Source organism: Exiguobacterium sp. SL-9 (assembly GCF_004336985.1).
Lineage (GTDB): Bacteria > Bacillota > Bacilli > Exiguobacteriales > Exiguobacteriaceae > Exiguobacterium.
On sequence record NZ_SJUO01000002.1, the window covers coordinates 216,853 to 236,991 of the forward strand.

At 52.3% G+C, this 20,139-nt stretch carries 19 protein-coding genes; 1 reads left to right on the top strand and 18 read right to left on the bottom strand.

The annotated features are described in order from the left end of the window. Positions 1-21: 21 nt before the first annotated feature. On the bottom strand, positions 22-960 hold the full coding sequence (locus EVJ34_RS05635) for a sugar ABC transporter substrate-binding protein (protein WP_131484930.1): 939 nt from the start codon (positions 958-960) through the stop codon (positions 22-24). Beyond that, positions 957-2,720, bottom strand: coding sequence for a sensor histidine kinase (locus tag EVJ34_RS05640; RefSeq protein ID WP_131484931.1), 1,764 nt, complete (start codon positions 2,718-2,720; stop codon positions 957-959). The genes EVJ34_RS05635 and EVJ34_RS05640 overlap by 4 nt, the downstream gene beginning before the upstream one ends. A gap of 120 nt (positions 2,721-2,840) precedes the next feature. Here EVJ34_RS05640 and EVJ34_RS05645 point away from each other — a divergent pair, with 120 nt between their 5' ends. Next, the gene (locus tag EVJ34_RS05645) at positions 2,841-3,794 is read left to right on the top strand and encodes a 4-hydroxy-3-methylbut-2-enyl diphosphate reductase (protein WP_131437481.1); all 954 of its coding nucleotides are present in this window, start codon (positions 2,841-2,843) and stop codon (positions 3,792-3,794) included. A gap of 45 nt (positions 3,795-3,839) precedes the next feature. Here the strand turns inward: EVJ34_RS05645 and EVJ34_RS05650 are convergent, their stop codons facing one another. The 16 genes from EVJ34_RS05650 to EVJ34_RS05725 form a co-directional block, all read right to left on the bottom strand. Then, positions 3,840-4,952, bottom strand: a complete 1,113-nt coding sequence (locus EVJ34_RS05650) for a Nif3-like dinuclear metal center hexameric protein (RefSeq protein ID WP_131484932.1) — start codon at positions 4,950-4,952, stop codon at positions 3,840-3,842. Next, positions 4,952-5,668 carry a tRNA (adenine(22)-N(1))-methyltransferase gene (locus tag EVJ34_RS05655; protein WP_131484933.1) on the bottom strand — a complete coding sequence of 239 codons (717 nt, stop codon included), beginning with the start codon at positions 5,666-5,668 and terminating at the stop codon, positions 4,952-4,954. Before EVJ34_RS05655 ends, EVJ34_RS05650 begins: the two co-directional genes overlap by 1 nt. 96 nt (positions 5,669-5,764) lie before the next feature. Beyond that, positions 5,765-6,103, bottom strand: coding sequence for a cytochrome c550 (gene cccA / locus EVJ34_RS05660; protein ID WP_131437476.1), 339 nt, complete (start codon positions 6,101-6,103; stop codon positions 5,765-5,767). 132 nt (positions 6,104-6,235) lie between these two features. Further along, the gene (gene rpoD, locus EVJ34_RS05665; protein WP_114166127.1) at positions 6,236-7,330 is read right to left on the bottom strand and encodes an RNA polymerase sigma factor RpoD; all 1,095 of its coding nucleotides are present in this window, start codon (positions 7,328-7,330) and stop codon (positions 6,236-6,238) included. Between the two features lie 35 nt (positions 7,331-7,365). Continuing rightward, on the bottom strand, positions 7,366-9,186 hold the full coding sequence (gene dnaG / locus EVJ34_RS05670; RefSeq protein ID WP_236636652.1) for a DNA primase: 1,821 nt from the start codon (positions 9,184-9,186) through the stop codon (positions 7,366-7,368). 107 nt (positions 9,187-9,293) lie between these two features. Continuing rightward, positions 9,294-10,142: a pyruvate, water dikinase regulatory protein gene (locus EVJ34_RS05675; protein WP_131437473.1), complete on the bottom strand. Its 849-nt coding sequence runs from the start codon at positions 10,140-10,142 to the stop codon at positions 9,294-9,296. After that, positions 10,129-10,758, bottom strand: a complete 630-nt coding sequence (gene ccpN / locus EVJ34_RS05680; RefSeq protein WP_034778102.1) for a transcriptional regulator CcpN — start codon at positions 10,756-10,758, stop codon at positions 10,129-10,131. The genes EVJ34_RS05675 and ccpN overlap by 14 nt, the downstream gene beginning before the upstream one ends. Positions 10,759-10,779: 21 nt before the next feature. Next, positions 10,780-12,834, bottom strand: a complete 2,055-nt coding sequence (glyS, locus tag EVJ34_RS05685) for a glycine--tRNA ligase subunit beta (RefSeq protein ID WP_131484935.1) — start codon at positions 12,832-12,834, stop codon at positions 10,780-10,782. Beyond that, complete coding sequence (glyQ, locus tag EVJ34_RS05690; RefSeq protein ID WP_370447070.1) at positions 12,827-13,720, bottom strand: glycine--tRNA ligase subunit alpha; 894 nt, start codon at positions 13,718-13,720, stop codon at positions 12,827-12,829. The genes glyS and glyQ overlap by 8 nt, the downstream gene beginning before the upstream one ends. A 287-nt stretch (positions 13,721-14,007) precedes the next feature. Beyond that, the gene (recO, locus tag EVJ34_RS05695) at positions 14,008-14,757 is read right to left on the bottom strand and encodes a DNA repair protein RecO (protein WP_131437469.1); all 750 of its coding nucleotides are present in this window, start codon (positions 14,755-14,757) and stop codon (positions 14,008-14,010) included. Positions 14,758-14,760: 3 nt separating this feature from the next. Continuing rightward, the gene (gene era / locus EVJ34_RS05700) at positions 14,761-15,669 is read right to left on the bottom strand and encodes a GTPase Era (RefSeq protein ID WP_131484936.1); all 909 of its coding nucleotides are present in this window, start codon (positions 15,667-15,669) and stop codon (positions 14,761-14,763) included. A 35-nt stretch (positions 15,670-15,704) separates the two neighbouring features. Beyond that, positions 15,705-16,055 carry a diacylglycerol kinase family protein gene (locus tag EVJ34_RS05705; RefSeq protein WP_131437465.1) on the bottom strand — a complete coding sequence of 117 codons (351 nt, stop codon included), beginning with the start codon at positions 16,053-16,055 and terminating at the stop codon, positions 15,705-15,707. Then, on the bottom strand, positions 16,052-16,528 hold the full coding sequence (gene ybeY, locus EVJ34_RS05710; protein WP_131437463.1) for an rRNA maturation RNase YbeY: 477 nt from the start codon (positions 16,526-16,528) through the stop codon (positions 16,052-16,054). The genes EVJ34_RS05705 and ybeY overlap by 4 nt, the downstream gene beginning before the upstream one ends. Then, positions 16,506-18,587, bottom strand: a complete 2,082-nt coding sequence (locus tag EVJ34_RS05715) for an HD family phosphohydrolase (protein ID WP_131437461.1) — start codon at positions 18,585-18,587, stop codon at positions 16,506-16,508. The genes ybeY and EVJ34_RS05715 overlap by 23 nt, the downstream gene beginning before the upstream one ends. 18 nt (positions 18,588-18,605) lie before the next feature. Further along, positions 18,606-19,562, bottom strand: coding sequence for a PhoH family protein (locus EVJ34_RS05720; protein WP_131485294.1), 957 nt, complete (start codon positions 19,560-19,562; stop codon positions 18,606-18,608). A 134-nt stretch (positions 19,563-19,696) separates the two neighbouring features. After that, positions 19,697-20,137, bottom strand: coding sequence for a hypothetical protein (locus EVJ34_RS05725; RefSeq protein ID WP_131437459.1), 441 nt, complete (start codon positions 20,135-20,137; stop codon positions 19,697-19,699). Between the last annotated feature and the right edge of the window lie 2 nt (positions 20,138-20,139).

The following is a 20,139-nucleotide window of genomic DNA, read 5'->3' on the forward strand; positions in this document are numbered from 1 at the left end:
CGGAATCTAATCATTTGTCAATTAATCTTTTGTGAGCCCTTCGTACAAATAGCTCGATGAATAGTAGTGTGACGCAATTTTCTTGCCGTTCAAATGATGTTCGAGCGCCTTGAATCCGACCTCGATCATCTCGTTTGGTGATTGGACAACGGTCGCATCCACTTTCCCACTATGGATGAGCGGATAAATGCCTGTCACACCATCGACCGATACGAGCGTTTTGTCGCTAAGACCATGGCTTTCAAGGGCGCGTACGACACCGAACGTATTGTCATCATTGTGGGAAAAGACGGCATCGAACGGAATCTCCGCATCGAGCCAACGTGACATCTCGATTTCGGCTTGGAACGTATCGTAATTACCGGTAATCGAAGCGACGACTTGCAGGTTGTCATGGGCTTTATCATATTCCGTCAACCCGAGACTCCGGTCAATCGTCGAGCGAACTTTGGCGGTCCCTCTCACTTCGACGACACGAATCGGCCGTTCGAGGCCGGCGTGTTGGGCTGCGATATGGTTCGCTGCCATCCGACCGATCTCGACGTTATCGGACATGACCGATGTCACGACGCTCTCATGGTCGATCATCCGGTCGATGGCGATGATCGGGATCCCTTCCCGTTCGGCTCGTTCGAGTGATGAGCGGATAAACGATTCATCAAGCGTCGTCACGAAAATTGCTTCGACCCCGCGGTCAATCAACGCATCCAATTTTTCTTTCTCGAGGACACGGGAATCCTCACTCGACGTCGGGACAGGGATGAATCCTTTTTGATTCGCTGTCCGAACGAACGCGGCCAACAGTTTATTGGCATGCTCATGTTTTTCACTGACGAACACGAAACCGACCTCATTGTTATCTCTCGTCCGTTCCGGTAATTGAATGGATGTGATCAATAGAATCGACAGCGCCCAGACGATTGGCAGCCAAAGCCAGTAATGTTTGAACCCTTTCGTCATGGATGCGACCGCCTTGGGATTTTAATCATCATGGCCGTACCTTCTCCTTCAACACTTTCAATTTCCATGTGGCCGTTCACGGCTTTCAAATATTCCCGAATCATATAGAGCCCTAAGCCATTGCCGTTCTCTTTCGTTGTATAAAACGCGGATCCGACCGACTTGACTTGGGCGTCTGTCATTCCAACCCCATTGTCTTCAATCAAGAAGCGATAGTCTCGCTCCGTAAATTGAATCGTGACGGTCACACTCCCGTCGACACCTTTCGCATCGACGGCCTCGACCGCGTTTTTAAACAAGTTATAAATGATTTGGACGAGCATGTCGTTCGAACAATAAAACGGCGGCATGTCGTTCGGTACATTCAATTCCCAGTTCGTGACCCGCTTATAACATTCGGCATCGAGCAGGAATTCGAGGCGTTTCGCAAACTCGGACATGTCGAGCCACTCTTCTTGTAACTTCGCCTGGTCGGGCTTCGCGAGCGTGAGCATCGTCGTGATCAAATGATTGGCCCGGTCGAGCTCTGAGAGCGCGAGATCGAGCATGTCACTGCTGCTATGGCCTTCTTTCACCATCTGCAGCGTGATTTGAACCGGGGTGAGCGGATTTCGAATCTCATGGGCAATCCCGGCAGCGAGCTGTCCGAGCGAAGCGAGCTTCTCGTGTTGGAGCAACAGTTGCTGCTGACTGAGCTGTTCGCGTCGGACCGTCTCCATACGGCGCGAGTAATCGTTGTACGTATCGAGCAACGTCTCGACTTCTTTTGAACCGGTCCGTTCGAGTTGAATCGGTTCAAGCGACTGTTGTTGCTTAATGCTATGAACGAGTTCAAGTAGCGGGCTAGTCAGCGTCTTCGACAACAGCAGGCCGACTAGTATACTCAAAAAGAATGTGACGAGCGTGATCATCAAATATTGCCAACGCGTCGCATACACGGCTTCGTAGACGGAATCGGTACTATGCTTCGCGAGGACGCTCCATCCGTTGACACGAGCATCCGGTTCATACATGAGGACATCGTCTTTCGTACTGAACACTGTACGTACATCGTAGTTGTCCGTCGCTTCGATAATAGTCCTTGACAAGCGTCGTTCTGCGTCCGTGACGAGATTGAACGATGTCGACAATACATCGCCCCGTTCATTCAACAAGTAAAGAATCATATCATCATTCGCCGATTCGAGCATCCGACGATATACATCTGAGTTGAGCACGCTGATACTGCCGCCGAACATCCCGATCATCCGGTTGTCTTCTAGCACCGGCACGTATAAATACGTCCCGATATCACCTGAGATCGAGATTGGATGACTCATAAACAAGTCGCTCCTGCCACCGGTTAGCACTTCTTTAAATTTTGGATCGCTCTTGAGTGTCGCTGCTGGTACTTGGCGCTGTGAGTACCATGTGAATCCATCATCTTCTAAATCATAGTAAAAAATCGATGTGAAGCTCGTCCGCTGGTTCAAATACCCGCTGCGAATCCGCTCTTCGATATATGGCTCATTCCCGACGTAAGCACCGAGGTAGACCAAGTCTTCGTATAATTTACCGAGCCGCGTCTCCAGGTTTTCAATACTCCCGTCAATCGCGTAGTCGAATTGTTCTTTCGCCAAATCTTCCGCACGGGACACCGTCACGCGGTCGGCAGAAAAGGCTAATGAAGAGATGACAAGTCCTAATATAATGAAGATAATGAAAGTAATCTGAAAGAAGTACGATTTACGAACTTCAAGCAATGTTCTGAGGCGATCCACGGTGTCCCTCCTTTCTAACCTTAAAATTATAGCATGAATACACGCAATTCTTTTCGTATTTTCGAAACAATGTTAGACTAATACGTATGAAAGCATCGCGAAAGGGGCGTTTCTTACAAAATGAAAGTTAAAAAAATTAGTCCGCGCGGATATTGCTACGGCGTCGTCGATGCCATGAAGCTCGCCAATGAAGCCGTGGCCAACCCAGATTTACCGCGTCCTATCCATATACTCGGCATGATCGTTCATAACCGTCATGTCACGCAAGCGTTTGAAGATCTCGGCGTCAAGACAGTCGACGGCGAGGATCGGATGAAAGCTCTCGAGACAATCGATCGTGGAACGGTCGTCTTTACCGCCCACGGCATCTCACCGCTCGTGCGTAAACGCGCCATCGAGAAAGGTTTGACGATTGTCGACGCCTCGTGCCCAGATGTTTTGGTCACACACGACTTGATTCGCGAAAAGACGGCTGACGGTTATGAAGTCATTTATATCGGGAAACACGGTCACCCAGAACCGGAAGGTGCGATGGGTGTCTCTCCTGGAAAAGTCCATCTCGTCCAATATGAGCGTGATTTTGAAGCACTCCCAGCCCATCTGTATGAGACAAAAATTCTCGTCACGAACCAAACGACGATGAGCCAATGGGACGTCTCTGCCTTGATTGAAATGATTCAAGAGCGTTATCCTCACGTCGAAGTGCACAATGAAATCTGTAACGCGACCCAAGTTCGGCAAGAAGCTGTCGCTGAACAAGCTGGTGACTGTGAACTATTGATCGTTGTAGGTGACCCAAAGTCAAACAACTCGAACCGTTTGGCCCAAGTCTCTAAAGAGATTGCCGGGACGAACGCCTATCGCATCGGTGACTTGAGTGAGCTCGATCTCGCTTGGCTTAAAGACGTTGAAACGGTCGCCGTCACGTCCGGTGCGTCAACGCCAACGCCAATCACAAAGAAAGTCATCGACTTCTTGACACAATATGACCCGCTCGATTTGAGCACGCACGATAAGACGCCATATCTTGAGCTTCGCAGCATTCTGCCGAAAGTGAAGGCGCTCCGTAAATGACATGAACCCCCGTCCTCTCTCATGAAGGCGGGGGTTTTCGTTTAATCAATAGAAACGGAATGGGTTCGTGTCAGCTTCCGACACGAACAATTCGACATCAAGCTTCGCCCGGTCACACTTCTCACGCATCACATCGACGACGCCTTGCTTCATCACGCTCTCCACGTGGTGACCTGGGTCGATGACAGAAAGTCCGAGCGCCATCGCGTCGTGGGCCACATGGAAATACAAGTCGCCCGTCACATAGACATCGGCGCCCTTGAAGTGGGCAGCTGATACATATTTATTCCCGTCCCCGCCGAGGACGGCCACCTTCTCAATCATTCGGTTCGGATCGCCGACGACCCGGACGGCCTCGACGGCAAAGCTTGCCTTGACGTGTTCTGAGAACGCCGCGAGTGTGAGTGGCACCTCGAGACGGCCGATGCGACCGAGACCGAACACTCGTCCCTCGATGTCGTCACGAATCAAATCGTAGGCGACTTCTTCGTATGGATGGGCGTCCGTCATCGCCTTGAGCACGCGTTTCTTTTGGCTCTCCATGACGATCGTCTCGATTTTCACTTCCTCGACCCGTTCCGTCTTACCGTGCTGACCGAGGTATGGGTCAGACCCGGCAAGCGGCGTGAATTGCCCTTCTCCTGAGACGGTGAACTGACAATCCCCATAATCCCCGAGCCGTCCGGCGCCGGCCCGGCCGAGTGCTTCCGAGACGACGGTCCGATGGGTCGTCGGGACGACGACGGACAGTTTATACACCGGCTCTTCATACGTCGGGATGAGCACTGTCGGGTCGACTAACCCAAGCGCCTGACTCATCCAATCGTTGACCCCGCCCTGACAGACGTCAAGGTTCGTATGGGCGACATAGACGGCGATGTCATGCCGGATACATTTCATGACGATTCGGCCAGCGGCACTGCGGTCGTTCACTTGCGCGAGCGCGTTAAAGATGGGAGGGTGGTGGGCGATGATCAAATCGACGTCCCGCTCGATCGCCTCGTCGACGACCGATTCGAGCACGTCGAGCGTCACCATGACCCGATGTACCGGTTTGTTCAACGTCCCGATCTGAAGACCGATCTTATCGCCTTCGACCGCAAGATGTTTCGGGGCAAACTCTTCAAACAATTGAATGACATGGTTTCCGTTCGCCATTAGTTGCTCACCTCTCTCATTTTGTCGCGCAACGTCTTGAACTCCTCCTGTTTGCGGATGAGCGCCTCGGTTTGGGCACCGGCGGCCATCTGACCGAGCACGTAATCGAGCTTGTCCGCTTCTCGGCCCCATTTCAACTTGAACGCCTCTGGACGCGTCTTGAGCAAATACGGTCCGAACATGAGCTGCCATACTCGTTCTGGCTCATCCATGCTGTAGCAGGTTTCCGTACCACGCTCTCCGACGAGAATCTCATATACTTTATCGTTCTCCTCGACAATCGATTCAGCGACTAGGACGAACCCTGCGTCGAGCAACCATTCGCGGACATGCTGACCATCCACGTTCGGCTGGAGCACGAGCCGCTCGACTGCCCCTAATTTGTTACGTCCGCTCTCTAAGATGGAACGAATCAAACTTCCGCCCATCCCACAGATTGAAATGCACGTCGCCTCATCTTCTTCGAGAACGGCGAGCCCATCACCAAGACGGACATCGATGTTTTCGGTCGCCCCAATCAGCTCGACTTGAGCCTTGGCCGCTTCCATCGGTCCACGGTTCACTTCGCCGGCGATGGCCCGATTGACGATGCCTTGTTGTACGAGATAGCACGGCACATAAGCGTGATCGGATCCGATGTCTGCGACTACGCTACCTTTCGGGATGAAATCAACGACTTGTTTCAGTCGGCGGTCTAACGTCACTTGTTCTTGCATAGGGACAACTCCTTTTCTACTTCTTCACTATTAGGGTAACGAATATTTATAGCCAGGACAATAAAAAACGTACCCCAGAAGGAGTACGTTTCACCCTTATTGTTCGAGCAACCAAGTCGCGAGTACGTCTGCTTCTTCGGCAGTCGCGAGACCGGCTGGCATTGAACCTTTACCGTTGACGATGATGTTTGTGATCTCTTCCGCCGATAAACGTTCGCCGACGCCTGTCAATGCAGGACCAACGCCGCCTTCAAGATTTCCACCGTGGCAACCTGTGCAGCCTTTCGCCGCGTACAAGTCTTCCGGGTTCATCTCGGTGACCGCCGGACCTTCAGCAGCCTGTTGCGCTTGGTTCACGCCAAAATACGATAATGAGACCATGGCAATGATTGCGACGATTGCGATCGCTGCAAACGGTAACAATGGATTACGCATTGTATTTCCCCCTCATGTTCATTCCAAATTTCTACCCATCACTATTTTACTCAAAAAATAATAAAGAAGGAAGGAAAATCACTCATTTTCCTTCCTTTCTTCTAAAACTTCACATTTTATTCAAAAACACAATCAATCAAGGAAGTCTTTCAAGCGTTTCGAACGGCTCGGGTGACGGAGTTTCCGAAGCGCTTTCGCCTCGATTTGACGAATCCGTTCACGGGTAACACCGAATACTTTCCCAACCTCTTCGAGTGTGCGCGTCCGTCCGTCATCGAGACCGAAACGAAGACGGAGCACGTTCTCTTCACGATCAGTGAGTGTGTCGAGTACGTCTTCGAGCTGTTCTTTGAGGAGCTCGTAAGCGGCAGCATCTTGTGGTGCCATCGCATCTTGATCTTCGATGAAATCGCCGAGGTGTGAATCATCCTCTTCCCCGATTGGTGTCTCAAGCGACACCGGTTCTTGGGCGATTTTCAAGATTTCACGTACTTTCTCAGGCGTGAGTTCCATCTCTTTGGCAATCTCTTCGGGCGACGGTTCGCGCCCGAGGTCTTGCAACAATTGACGTTGGACACGAATCAACTTGTTGATGGTCTCGACCATATGGACCGGAATCCGAATCGTCCGGGCTTGGTCGGCGATGGCGCGGGTGATTGCTTGACGAATCCACCACGTGGCGTACGTCGAGAACTTGAACCCTTTCATGTAGTCGAACTTCTCGACTGCTTTGATCAGTCCCATGTTTCCTTCCTGAATCAAGTCAAGGAAAAGCATACCACGGCCGACATAACGTTTCGCGATCGAGACGACGAGACGGAGGTTGGCTTCAGCAAGACGTTTTTTCGCCTCTTCGTCCCCTTGCTCAATCCGTTTCGCGAGCTCGGTCTCGTCTTTTGCACTGAGAAGATCGACACGGCCAATCTCTTTCAAGTACATCCGGACCGGGTCGTTGATTTTAATACCTGGTGGGACGGACAAGTCGTTCAAATCGACTTCTTCGTCCTCTTTTTTAGTTGGTGTCTCTTCGGCATCGGCCGCATCCTCTGTGACACGGATATCTTTACCTTCTAAATCCTCAATAAAGTTATCAATAAAGTCTGAGTCTACCTCGAAATGGCTGAGGCGGTCTTGAATCGCTTGCATGGATACGACGCCTTTTTTCTTACCTAATTTCTCAAGTTCGTCTATGGCGTTAAATAAATCCTCTTTTTTCTTCTCTGCCATCTAGCAGTTCAACTCCTTCCAAACTTCCTTCACGTTCATCGTTCACGAAGACGACGACTCCGGGTAATCAATTCTTGTAACTTGGATGCCTGGTCTATTATACTTTCGGCATCTTGTCCGATTTCCCTTTTCGCCCGTTCGATTTGACGCTGTTCCTCATAACTGTTTATGACCTTAATATACTCATCTAAAACCTCTTCGGTCAGTTCGTCCGGTGCGGACATGAGTCGAATCTCGGCATACCGATTCGCATAGTCCGGACGTTGGTCACAGTAACGTTCCATGAACGGTGGGGCGACTTGTTCGAACTCCTCTTGCGTCATGTCCTCGGAGACAATCTCATAGAGCGCCGTCGCTAACATACGATGCACTTCGTCCTGATAGGCCAAACCGAGCCGATCCCGGACGAACCGCACCCGCTCCGGACCGCTCAGCATAGCTCTTAACAATAGTTTTTCGGCCTTGACGTAACGCGGTTCATTGGCCTTCGAAGAACGCCGCCGAACCGGTTCAGCTTCCGGCACTCGTTGAGCTGTGACTACTTTCGGTCCTGTCGAGGGCATCCGTGACAACAACGTCTCGACAGGGATTTCAAATTCATCGGCCAGCTTCTTCACATATAAATCACGGCGAATCGAATTGTCCGTTTTACTGATTTCCACAAGCATAGATTCAATAAATCGAATCCGTTCTCCTTCTCGATTCATGTTTTTCCCGCGCCGTAGCGTCCGGTTCATGAAATCAAGGACGGATAAACGTTCCGATTCGATGAGTTTCTGCCACTGTTCCGCCCCGTTCGTCCGAATATAATCGTCCGGGTCGGTTTTCTCAGGTAACATCAGCACTTGGACATCGAGCGGGTAGCCTTCGAGCAAGCGGACGACTTTCATCGTCGCTTCCTGCCCGGCCGTATCCCCGTCATAACAGATGATGACTTCTTCGACCATGCGTGCCAATGCACGGGCATGTTGCGTCGAAAACGCCGTCCCTAGCGAGGCGACGACTTCCTTCGTCCCGGCCTGGGCGACTTGTAGAACATCGACGTTCCCTTCCACGAGCACGACCCGTTTCTGCTTTCGCATCGTGGCCCGTGCCTGTGAAAAACCGAACAAGAGCTCGCTCTTATTAAACAAGGGTGTATCCGCTGTATTGACGTACTTTGGCTGTCGCTCATCAATCGCCCGTCCGCTAAATCCGACGATGGTGCCGTCTCGATCCGCAATCGGAAAGACGACTCTGCCTTCAAACCGGTCAAAATATTCACCGGCTCTCGACTTAGAAATCAATCCCGCCTCCACCATGACTTCGAGGTCGAACCCTCTTCGTTCCAAGGAATCAACGGTAAACCGACGATGGTCGGGCGCATAACCGATCTTATAGTGACCGATTGTCGTCTCCTGTAAACCGCGCGCTTGCAAATACGTCAATCCGACTTCGCCCGCTTCGGTCTTCATCAATACTTCATGGTACAAGTCCGCCACGACACGGTGGGCGTCGCGCATCTGTTTACGAATGACTTGGTCCCGTGACAACTCCTCGTCGCCAGACACACCACCCTCGATGGCGATGTTCGCCCGTGTGGCGAGACGCTCAATCGTCTCAGGGAACGACAAACCTTCCGTCTCCATGACGAACGTAAATACGTTCCCGCCGGCTCCGCATCCAAAACAATGGTACATCCCTTTTTCTGGGGACACGGAGAACGATGGGCTGTTCTCCGAGTGGAACGGACAGAGACCGACGAGGCGATGGCCTTGCTTCTTCAATTCAACTCGTTCACTGATTAAATCAACGATATCTGTGGCTTGTTTCACTTCCGCAATGACTTCATCCGGTATCCGCGGCAACTCGACCACTCCCTATCCAAACTCGCAACGAAACGGAACGCTCACCACGTTCCGTTTCACTGTAATGTCAGTACTCTATTATACCGTTAACGCAAGGCGATTACTAATCCGAGTACTCAGTCGTCTTTTGATTGCTCGAGCATCCGTAAAATGATACCCGCCGTCTCTTCGACAGCCTTGTTCGTGACGTCGATGACCTCGCAACCGATTCGTTCGTAGATCCCACGGGCATATTCGAGTTCGCGGTTGATGCGTTCGAGTTGAGCGTAGTCGGCCTCAGGCTTCAATCCGAGTGACTTTAACCGCTCCATCCGAATCGAAATCAACTTATCCGGCGAGATAATCAATCCGACGCACTTGTCAGGCGGCAAATCGAACAGTTCTTCCGGTGGGCGTGATTCCGGCACGAGCGGGACGTTGGCGACTTTGTAACGCTTCAACGCCAAATATTGAGAGAGTGGTGTCTTCGACGTCCGTGATACACCGACGAGGACGATGTCAGCTTTTTTCAAACCACGCGGGTCACGTCCGTCATCATACTTGACCGCGAACTCCATCGCTTCGATTTTTCGGAAATAATCTTCATCCAGACGATAGATGAGTCCCGGTTTCTCGCGCGGACTCTCTCCGAGTTGACCGGCGAGGACATCGAGTAAATCGCCGAGTAAATCGACCGTCTTCACACCTTGCTCCCGTCCAAGCTGGACGAGGAGGGCCCGATGCTCTTCGTTGACCAACGTAAAGGCGATGACGGCACCTTGAGCACGGGCTTGCGTCACGACATCGTGAATCGTCTGCTCATCTTCCACGAACGGGATTCTAAGCGTATCGATCGCATTTTCGTGGAATTGGATGCTCGCAGCCCGGACGACGAGCTCACACGTCTCACCGACCGAATCGCTCACGACAAATACGAGTTGTTTTTGTGTCAGTGTCAAACCAGATTCCTCCTCAGAACGACTCATCGTTGGCGAGTGCGATCAATACTTTTGTCATGTTCGTCTTCGTCATGCGACCGAGTACAATCAGCTTGCCGTCTTTCTCTTCGACGACCGGCATAGCATCGATTTGTTTCTCGATCAACTTCATACCAGCTCGAATCAACGTCTCACTCTTTTCGCACACCGTGATGTTCGGCATTCGCGTCATGATGACGTTGACCGGCAATTGATCAAGGTCTTGATTGCCGATGGCGGCGCGAAGTAAATCCTTACGGGACAAGACACCGACGAGTTCGTTATCCTTGCCGACGACGAAAAGCGAACCGACATCTTCTAAAAACAAGGTCACGACGGCATCATACACCGTCATCTCATCACTGACGACTTTCGCGGATGACATGAAGTCACCGACCGTCAATGAATCCAGTTTTTCCCGAAGTAAGGATGAGTTTCGTTTGCCGACGAACGTATAGCCGACACGTGGCCGGGCTTCTAGTATTCCAGTCATTGTCAAGATGGCAAGGTCCGGGCGGAGCGTGGCACGAGTGAGCGACAGTTCTTGCGCAATCTGCTCACCCGTAATCGGTCCGTTGACCCTGACGATCTCAACGATTTTCTGTTGGCGTTCATTCAGCTGCATAGCCAACCCCCTCAAGTTTGGTCAGAGTACGAGCGCGCTAAAGTCAGCGACGCTCTCGATTGTCGTGGCAAGTCGTTTCATCTCGCGCAGACGGTTCTCGCGAATCGCTTCAACGTCGCTCATGACCATTGTATTTTCAAAATAGGAGCTAATCGGTTGTTCAAGTACACGTAATGACGCGATCGCTTGATGGTAATCCCCTGACTCAACCGCTCGCTCCGTCTCCGGCAACGTCGTTTCGATGGCGGCATGGAGCTCTTTCTCTTCTGTGTTTTCGAACAAAGTCGAATCAACAGCTCCGGCCTCGCCTTTCTTGGCGATATTGACGACACGCGTCAACTGCTCGATGAGTAGTTTCGCATCATTCGTGAGCATCGCTTGAACCGCATCCGCCCGAGCATCGAGCCGATCGATGGCGAGTTCCGTCGTCAACACGGCGTCGATGACGTCATAACGGACTTGTCGCTCTTGAAGACGATACTTCAGGCGAAGCATGAAGAAGTCTTTCAGTTGCGCTTTGACTTGTTCTTTATCGGCATCATAAAGTCCTGCCTGAAGTTGCGAATCGACAACTTGTGACAGTAAGTTGTCGAGCGGGAGCACAATCTTCCAGTCTGCAAGAATTTGGACGACTCCTTGGGCTTGACGACGAAGCGCAAACGGGTCTTGTGAACCGCTCGGAATCATGCCGATTCCGAAGAACGCAGCAATCGAATCCAACTTATCAGCGAGTGCGAGCACCGCACCCGTCGGCGTCGCCGGCGAGGCGTCACCAGCAAAGCGCGGCATATAGTGCTCACGGATCGCCGCAGCGACTTCCTTGTCTTCACCTTGTTGGAGCGCATACTTCTCACCCATTACGCCTTGAAGTTCTGTGAACTCGTACACCATTTGACTGACGAGGTCGAACTTATGGATGGCACCGGCACGCGCCACTTTGGCTGCATCCGCATTGAACAATGGCGCAAGCGTACCCGCGAGCTGTTCGACGCGACGGACCTTATCCCCGGTTGTTCCTAACTTCTCGTGGAACACGATGCGATCGAGCCGGACGAGCTGGTCGTCAATCTTTGTCTTTTGATCTTCCTCATAAAAGAAGACAGCGTCTGCCAAGCGGGCCCGGATGACCTTTTCGTTCCCTTTGGCCACGTTTTGAAGGTGTTCGGCATTCCCGTTACGTACCGTCACGAAATAGTTTTTAAGCGTTTCACCGATATAGACCGGGAAATAACGCTGATGCTCTTTCATCGTCGTGATCAACACTTCTTCTGGAAGGTCGAGATAGCTCGCCTCGAATTCCCCGAACAGTGCTGTCGGCCATTCGACGAGGTTCGTCACTTCTTCGAGCAACGAGGCGTCGAGCGGGACCGTCCAGCCTTGTTCCGAAGCCAATTCCGCGATTTGATGTTCGATGCGCCCTTTCCGGTCTTCGTACGAGGCGACGACAAATTCGCGTTCGAGCGTCTCGGCGTAGGTGGTTGCTTCTGTGATGACGACGTCACCCTTACTCAAGAAACGGTGACCACGTGTCACATTCCCCGTCTTCACGCCTTCGATTTCGAAGTCGACTTGCTCTGAACCGAACAACGCGACGAGCCAGCGAATCGGACGCATGTAACGCAGGCTGCTCGTGCCCCACTTCATGTTTTTCGGGAATGTCATCCCGCGGACGACATCTTCAAGTGCTGGGAGCAACGTACTCGTCGGTTGACCTGATTCATGACGGTCTGCGAACACGTACTCGACACCTTTTTCTTCCGCGAAGTACAAGTCGTCGACCGAGAGGCCGCGGCCACGGGCAAAGCCGGCGGCTGCTTTCGACCAGTTTCCTTCAGCGTCTTGAGCGATTTTTTTCGCCGGTCCGCGAAGCGTCTCCGTCAAGTCTTGTTGCTTCTCTTCGACATCTTTGACAAGAACGGCGAGACGGCGCGGTGTTGAGTAGACGGTCACTGTCCCGAACTGGACACGGGCGTCCGTCAAGAAGGCGGTCACACGCTCTGCCAATTGTTTCTCTGAACGAAGGACGTATTGCGCTGGTAATTCTTCAAGTCCGATTTCTAGTAAAAGATCACGCATCAAGGGCACCTGCTTTCTGTTGGTTCAAAAGTGGGAAACCGAGACGTTCCCGCTCTTCGATAAATTTGGCAGCACACGCACGGGACATGTTGCGAACGCGTTGAATGAAACCAGTCCGTTCCGTCACCGAGATGGCGCCTTTCGCATCGAGAAGGTTGAACGTATGCGAACATTTAAGGATATAGTCATACGCCGGGAAGACGAGGTTTTCGTCGAGGGCACGCTTCGCTTCTTTTTCATACGTATCGAACAACGTGAACAGCATGTCGACGTCCGAGAGCTCGAACGTATATTTAGAATGTTCGAATTCCGGCTGATAGAAGATATCGCCATACTTGAATCCGTCAGTCCAGACGAGGTCGAACACGCTCTCGACTTCTTGGATGTATGAGGCGAGACGTTCGAGACCGTACGTGATCTCGACGGCGATCGGGTCACACTCGATCCCGCCGACTTGTTGGAAATACGTGAACTGGGTGATTTCCATCCCGTTCAACCATACTTCCCAGCCAAGACCTGCCGCACCGAACGTCGGGTTTTCCCAGTTGTCTTCGACGAAACGGATGTCGTGTTCGAGCGGGTTGATCCCGATCAACTCTAAACTTTCTAAGTAAAGCTCTTGGATATTGCTCGGTGATGGCTTCATGATGACTTGGAACTGGTGATGCTGATAGAGACGGTTCGGGTTTTCACCGTACCGGCCATCCGCCGGACGACGTGACGGCTCTGTGTAACAGACGTTCCATGGCTCTGGTCCGAGACTCCGTAAGAACGTCATCGGGTTCATCGTACCGGCCCCTTTCTCCACGTCATACGCTTGCATCGTCAAGCAGCCTTTCGACGCCCAAAAGTTTTGCAACGTCAAAATAATTTCTTGCACGGTCATGTGCTTCATATGTGACACCTCCAAAAGTATTGAAACGACAAAAAACGCCCCTATGTGCCATGCACATAGGGACGGGATTACCCGCGGTTCCACCCTACTTGCCTCGAGATGAGGCCACTCTTTGGATTGTGGGCGCTCCGGAATTGCCATTCACTTTCCCCTGGCGTTCGGCTTCCACCTTCCCGAACTCGCTGTACCCATGGCGTAAAAGTTACTCGTTTCCTTCATTGCGCACGCTATTTCATTTGTCTAATCGTAGATTATGGTATCGAATCTTGTCGAAAAAGTCAATCCTCGTTCAAGTAAAGTCGCTGCATTTGGTCGAGGACACGTTTCGTCTTTAGCCGCAAGCCGCTGTACGATTCCATATAAGCATCGAACACCTGTCTGAGCAATATGCGCGTCTCTTTCGTGAGCGGGACGTTACTAAATTCGGACAGTTCGTGCCGGCTCATCAAATAGAGCAGTTTCGCCAGACGTTCGCTCATACGGGCCGACCCTTCTTCATGGTGACGCGAGCACAGGAAGCCGCCGGCCGACACCGAAAAGTACATCGGGTCGGTCACGTCGTTGCAACGGATGCACCCCGTCAAGACGGGAGCGACACCGAGCAGATGTAAAATCCGCAGTTCAAAGTAGTGTGTGATCACATCGGGGTCCATTCCTGCGTTGAGCGCCTGTAAGGCATCATTTAAAATCCGATAGAGCGGCCGGTTCGGCATGCGATCCTCGACGGTGCGGTCAACGAGTTCGAGCCAATACATGGCATACGCCATGCGTTCGACGTCTTTCCGAATTTCAGGATAGGACGTAATCACATCCGACGACTTCAGTTGACCGAGGCCACGGCTCGCCGGGAAAATATAGACCGCCTCGACGAACGGCTGGCTCGAAGCATGTAGGCGGCTGCCCGGCTTTTTCGCCCCACGCGCCATGACGGCGACTTTTCCGAGTTCTTCGGTGAACAACGTGACGACTTTGTTCGACTCCCCGTAATTGACCGTCCGAATGACGATTCCCGTGACCTTCTGCAACATGGCTTAATACTCGTCGTCGCGGAAACCGAGGTCACGAAGTTGACCCATCTTGTTCCGCCAGTCTTTTTGCACTTTCACCCATAGGTTCAAATACACTTTCGTCCCGAGGAGCGCCTCGATATCATGACGTGCCTCGGTCCCAATCTCGCGGAGCATCGCACCTTTCTTGCCGATCACAATCCCTTTTTGTGAATCACGTTCGACCATGATCACGGCCTCAACATCAATCATTTCCGAGTTCTCTCGTTTCTTGATTGACTCGATGGCGACGGCGATCGAGTGTGGCACTTCATCGCGCGTCTTATGAAGCACTTTCTCCCGAATCAATTCAGAGATGATGAAACGTTCCGGGTGATCGGTCACTTGATCGGCCGGATAGTACATCGGTCCTTCCGGAAGCAATTGTTTAATTTCTTTAAGGAGTGGCTCGACATTATTGCCTTGAAGTGCCGAAATCGGGACGTATGCCGCGAAATCGAGTTGGTTCGTGTACTGTTCGATCACAGCCGGAATCTCGTCCGGATGAATCAAGTCGATTTTGTTCATGACGAGAATGATTGGCGTATCGAGCCCTTTCAACTTCTCGATGATGAACTCATCGCCGGCACCGCGGGGTTCCGTAACGTTAACCATGAAGAGGATCGCGTCAACTTCGCGGAGTGCATTCGTCGCGACTTTCATCATGAAATCGCCGAGACGGTGTTTCGGCTTATGAATCCCCGGCGTGTCGATAAAGATGATTTGTGAATCATCAGTCGTATACACACCTTGGACCTTGTTGCGCGTCGTCTGCGGCTTGTCTGACATGATGGCAATCTTTTGTCCGATGACACGATTCAAGAACGTCGATTTCCCGACGTTCGGACGACCGATGATGGACACAAAACCTGATTTAAAATCTTCTTGATACATAGTGCACCTGCTTTCTAAATTTACAATACGTTCAATCATATAACGAATTTGTCGATTATATAAGGGCCAAAAATGAATAGTGCCGTGATGGCGGCCCCGATCGCTGCGACGAGGACCGACCCGGCCGCGACGTCTTTCGCTTGCTTCGCGAGCGGGTGAGTGTCTGTCGTGACGAGGTCGACCGTGCGTTCGACAGCTGTGTTCATCAACTCGAGCGCGATGACGAGCACGACCCAGCCGAACAGAATCAAGTTCTCGAGTTTCGTCGTCGGGAGCCACCAAGCAAACACGACGACGAGTAACGTCGACATGAGATGAATCAGCATGTTGCGTTCGGTTCGGACGGCGTGCACGATGCCGTGCACGGCGAACCAGAACGGTTTCACACTTCGCCTCGCTTCAGCTCGAAATGAGCGAGCACTTGCTCTTGACGTGCCGTCATTTCCGCCTCTTCCTCAGGCGTCATATGGTCGTAGCCGAGGAGGTGCAAAAAGCCATGGATGGCCAAAAAGCCAAGTTCCCGTTCGAACGAGTGACCGTAGTCTGCCGCCTGTTCACGGCAACGTTCGACGGAAATCAGCAAATCGCCGAGGAGACGCGGCTCATCTTCATCGAGCATAAAGTCCATCTCTTCTTCGCCCATCTCATCGAAGGCAAAACTGATCACATCGGTCGGGGCGTCTTTTCCGCGCCATTCTCGGTTGATTTCTTGAATCTCATCGTTTGTCAAAAATGTGACCGATAGCTCGCTCGGTTCTTCAACGTCTTCTTCGAGCGCCGCATGCACTAAAATAGATTCGACGAGTTCGACTTGAGCATCTGTCAACAATCCTTGCTCATCGTTCGAAATGATTTGCATGTAATTCGCCTTCTTTCTTCAATTCTGGGTACTCAATGCGTTCATGGAACAGTCCGGTCAACGTCTCACACGCACTCTCCCCGACGCGCCATACTTCTTTCGTCGTCAAATCACAATCTTCGAATTGTCCATCTTGCAACTTGTCGCGGATGATCGCACTGACGAGCTGACGGATTCGTTCCGGCGTCGGCTGTTTCTGCGACCGCACCGCCGCTTCGATTGAATCGACAATCATGACGACTGCAGCCTCGCGCGTCTGCGGTTTCGGTCCCGGGTAGCGGAAACGCGACTCGGTGACGTCCCGCGACTCCTTCGCTTTCACGTAAAAGAACTTCAGGAGCGATGTTCCGTGATGTTGTTCAGCGATATCGATAATCTCTTTCGGTAACTTGTAGCGGCGCAACAAGTCGGCGCCGTCATACGGGTGCGCCATGATGATGTCGGCCGATTCTTCCGGTGTGAGCCGGTCGTGCGGGTTGATCCCGGTCTGTTGGTTCTCGATGAAATGGAGCGGGCGCTCGGTCTTGCCGAGGTCGTGATAATAACTCGCGACCCGAGCGAGCAGTCCATCGGCCCCGATCGCCTCACACGCCGACTCGGCCAGGTTGGCGACCATCATGCTGTGATGATACGTCCCAGGCGCCTCCATCAACAACTTGCGCAGAAGTGGATGCGTCGGGCTCATCAGTTCAATCAGGCGACCCGAAGACAAGACGCCGAACCAAGGCTCAAGAAACGGCAGGAAGCCGAACGTGAGCACGATCGAGAGCAGGGCGCTCGTGATCGCGAAACCTGACAAATACGCGACCATCTCCCACGTCACTAGCGTGTTGCGCAAGAACAAGAGCGCGAGCACCATGATGATATTAATGATTCCAAGCAGGATCCCCGATAAGAACAGCCGTTTTCGCTGAATCTTCGGTTCGACGAGGAAGACGGCCAAGAAACTACCCGTCGCAAAATAAACGACCGTCATAAAGCTTGTGTTTTGGCCAAAGCTCGCCACGATCGATCCGGCGACCATCGTGATGAGGGCTGAGGCGAGCGCGACCCGTTCATCGACGAGGATGCGGAGCAACAGGACGACGAACGCTGTCGGTGCGAGGACGTAGGCGTACGTCGTGAACTCGATGCCGATATAACCGACACCGAAAAAGATGCCTAGCTGAAGCAATAACAACCCGTACACGGTAATCAATATTTTGGGACGAAGCAATATCTGTTGAATTTTTGACCGGATGAGCATGAAGAGGAATCCGACCGTCAACAGTCCACTCAGTAAGTAGGCCCCGAACAACGGCGCGAACGAACGGTTCGGGTCAATCGCACCGGTCAACTCGAGCTTACGATAAATTTCACGCGTCACGACTTCCCCTTGATTGACGAGCAATTGCCCTTCTTGGATGATGACCGGTTCGACTGCGTCGAGCGCTTCCTGTTCTTTTTCACGCGTCGCCTCTGAGTCGAACACGTAGTTCGGGACAATCAATTGATCGCTCAGACTATTGGCGATAGCACGAAACTCAAGCGAGAGTGGTGATTGATCAACGAGCGTCTCGGCCCGGTCTCTCGCTTCCGAGATCGACTGTGAGCTCGTCTCGATTCGATTGCCCATCACTTCTTGGAGAGCCGTCACGGTGACATCTTCGACCGTCCGACGCGTGTTCTCAGACGCCTCGAGAAGCAAGTTCAACTCATCGTCACCAAGAAATCCGTTCACCTCGGTCGAGTTCAATCGGTTCTTTATATCCGCGAGCTCAGTATCCTCTTCTGTCACTTCGAACGCCGCGAACAGTTGCTCGACTTTGGCGATCTGTTGATCGGCGAACTCGCGCCGGAGTGAAAATTGACTTCCGACGCCATTGACGGCATCTTGCTGCAATCGTTCCGTCGCCGTCCGGTCCTCGATCGTGATGGGCGAGCGAATATCCTGTTCGGCAATCCCGAGCGGTTCGACGCTAATAATCGATGGGCGCACTGTAAAATAGAGAATCGCGCCTAGAATGAGAAAAAAGAGGACGGAGATCGTCGCGACCGTCCAATGACGTGCTTGCTGCATCAGTGCCCCCCCTTTTTGTTATGTGAGTTCAGTACTATAGGCGTTGATGATTTTCTTAACGAGCGGATGTCGAACGACATCCGACGACGTGAAGTGTTCGAAATGAATCCCATCGACTCGTTCGAGTAAATGTAACGCCTCTTGAAGCCCTGACGCCTTTCCTTTCGGTAAATCGACTTGGGTCAAATCGCCGGTGACGACCATTTTCGAGCCGAAGCCGAGTCGCGTCAGAAACATCTTCATCTGCTCTTTCGTCGTGTTTTGCGCCTCGTCTAAGATGACGAACGCATCTTCGAGCGTGCGTCCTCGCATGTAGGCAAGCGGGGCCACTTCGATTGTGCCTCGTTCGAGCAAGCGATTCGTCTGTTCAACGCCATAGACGTCGAACAAGGCGTCGTAGAGCGGACGTAAGTACGGGTCGACTTTCTCTTTCAAGTCCCCTGGCAAGAAACCCAGGTTCTCCCCAGCTTCAACGGCCGGACGTGTCAAGATGATGCGTTTGACTTGTCCTTCCTTCAACGCTCGCGCCGCCAAGACGACGGCCAAATATGTCTTCCCGGTCCCGGCCGGTCCGATTCCGAAGACGAGATCGCGTTTTTCGATGGCACGGACATAGCGGCTCTGTCCGACCGTTTTCGCCCGAATCGGTTTCCCTTTGTTCGTCGTGAAGACGACTCGTTCATAGTGTTCAAGCAATTCATCGCCTTTGCCGACCTTGATATGTTGAATCACGCTGATGGCATCGCTCTCGTTCAAGCGTGCCCCTTTCTTGACGAGCTGCTGTAACGTCTTGATGACGGTCTTTGTCAGTTCGAGTGTGTCGGCGGTATCGGCCTGAATGATCAATTCTTCTCCACGAGGAGTGAGTGCGACCGCGAGTTCTGCTTCGATGGCGTGAAACACTTCGTCCTTCGGTCCGAGGAGCTCCTGCGCTTCGTTCGCATGTTCCATGACGAACGGAATCTTATCAGTCATTATCAATGGTAGTTTCTCCTCCCCATCAGTAGATTGTTCCTTCTTTACTTTAGCACTATCAAGCCGTTCGTGAAAGAAAGACCGTCCGTTTCGACCACAAAAAGAAGCAGTGACTCGATGTCACTGCTTCAAACTTAGCGTCGGCGTTTCGATACCGGCGGTTGTAAAATTTCACTCCACACGACCGCTTGTCGAACTTGCTTCATCGACATGCGTGGTTGTGATTGCGGCCGCGACTCGGCCGCCTCCGAAATCGGTGGGATTTTAACCGTCTGTTCGAACTGCGCGCTCACATGCGGCAACTCTTCACGTCGGCGCGACGGCTGGGATTCCCTTGATTCAGCCGGGGCGGCGACCCGGCGACGCAGTTTTTGCGGTGCCGGTTTTTCCTTGCCGTCTCGCGGCTCATCAAACGTCGCTTCGACTTCTTTCATCATGTCACCGACCGTATCGAGATAGCGCTTCAAATCTGTGCTCGGCGGCCGTTCTCCAGTAGATGATGATTTCTCCATCCGCTTCATGACCGCCGAAGCGATCCCAAAAGCGGCAAGGAGTAGTACCCAAAGTCCATCCATCC

Excerpts from the sequence above, each read along its gene's own strand:
- EVJ34_RS05635 (WP_131484930.1), bottom strand. The coding sequence starts at position 960 with ATGACGAAAGGGTTCAAACATTACTGGCTTTGGCTGCCAATCGTCTGG.
- EVJ34_RS05645 (WP_131437481.1), top strand. The coding sequence starts at position 2,841 with ATGAAAGTTAAAAAAATTAGTCCGCGCGGATATTGCTACGGCGTCGTC.
- EVJ34_RS05650 (WP_131484932.1), bottom strand. The coding sequence starts at position 4,952 with ATGGCGAACGGAAACCATGTCATTCAATTGTTTGAAGAGTTTGCCCCG.
- EVJ34_RS05655 (WP_131484933.1), bottom strand. The coding sequence starts at position 5,668 with ATGCAAGAACAAGTGACGTTAGACCGCCGACTGAAACAAGTCGTTGAT.
- cccA (WP_131437476.1), bottom strand. The coding sequence starts at position 6,103 with ATGCGTAATCCATTGTTACCGTTTGCAGCGATCGCAATCGTCGCAATC.
- rpoD (WP_114166127.1), bottom strand. The coding sequence starts at position 7,330 with ATGGCAGAGAAGAAAAAAGAGGATTTATTTAACGCCATAGACGAACTT.
- EVJ34_RS05675 (WP_131437473.1), bottom strand. The coding sequence starts at position 10,142 with ATGAGTCGTTCTGAGGAGGAATCTGGTTTGACACTGACACAAAAACAA.
- ccpN (WP_034778102.1), bottom strand. The coding sequence starts at position 10,758 with ATGCAGCTGAATGAACGCCAACAGAAAATCGTTGAGATCGTCAGGGTC.
- glyS (WP_131484935.1), bottom strand. The coding sequence starts at position 12,834 with ATGCGTGATCTTTTACTAGAAATCGGACTTGAAGAATTACCAGCGCAA.
- glyQ (WP_370447070.1), bottom strand. The coding sequence starts at position 13,720 with ATGACCGTGCAAGAAATTATTTTGACGTTGCAAAACTTTTGGGCGTCG.
- recO (WP_131437469.1), bottom strand. The coding sequence starts at position 14,757 with ATGTTGCAGAAGGTCACGGGAATCGTCATTCGGACGGTCAATTACGGG.
- era (WP_131484936.1), bottom strand. The coding sequence starts at position 15,669 with ATGTATCAAGAAGATTTTAAATCAGGTTTTGTGTCCATCATCGGTCGT.
- ybeY (WP_131437463.1), bottom strand. The coding sequence starts at position 16,528 with ATGCAAATCATTTCGAACGATGAGCAAGGATTGTTGACAGATGCTCAA.
- EVJ34_RS05715 (WP_131437461.1), bottom strand. The coding sequence starts at position 18,587 with ATGCAGCAAGCACGTCATTGGACGGTCGCGACGATCTCCGTCCTCTTT.
- EVJ34_RS05720 (WP_131485294.1), bottom strand. The coding sequence starts at position 19,562 with ATGACTGATAAGATTCCGTTCGTCATGGAACATGCGAACGAAGCGCAG.
- EVJ34_RS05725 (WP_131437459.1), bottom strand. The coding sequence starts at position 20,137 with ATGGATGGACTTTGGGTACTACTCCTTGCCGCTTTTGGGATCGCTTCG.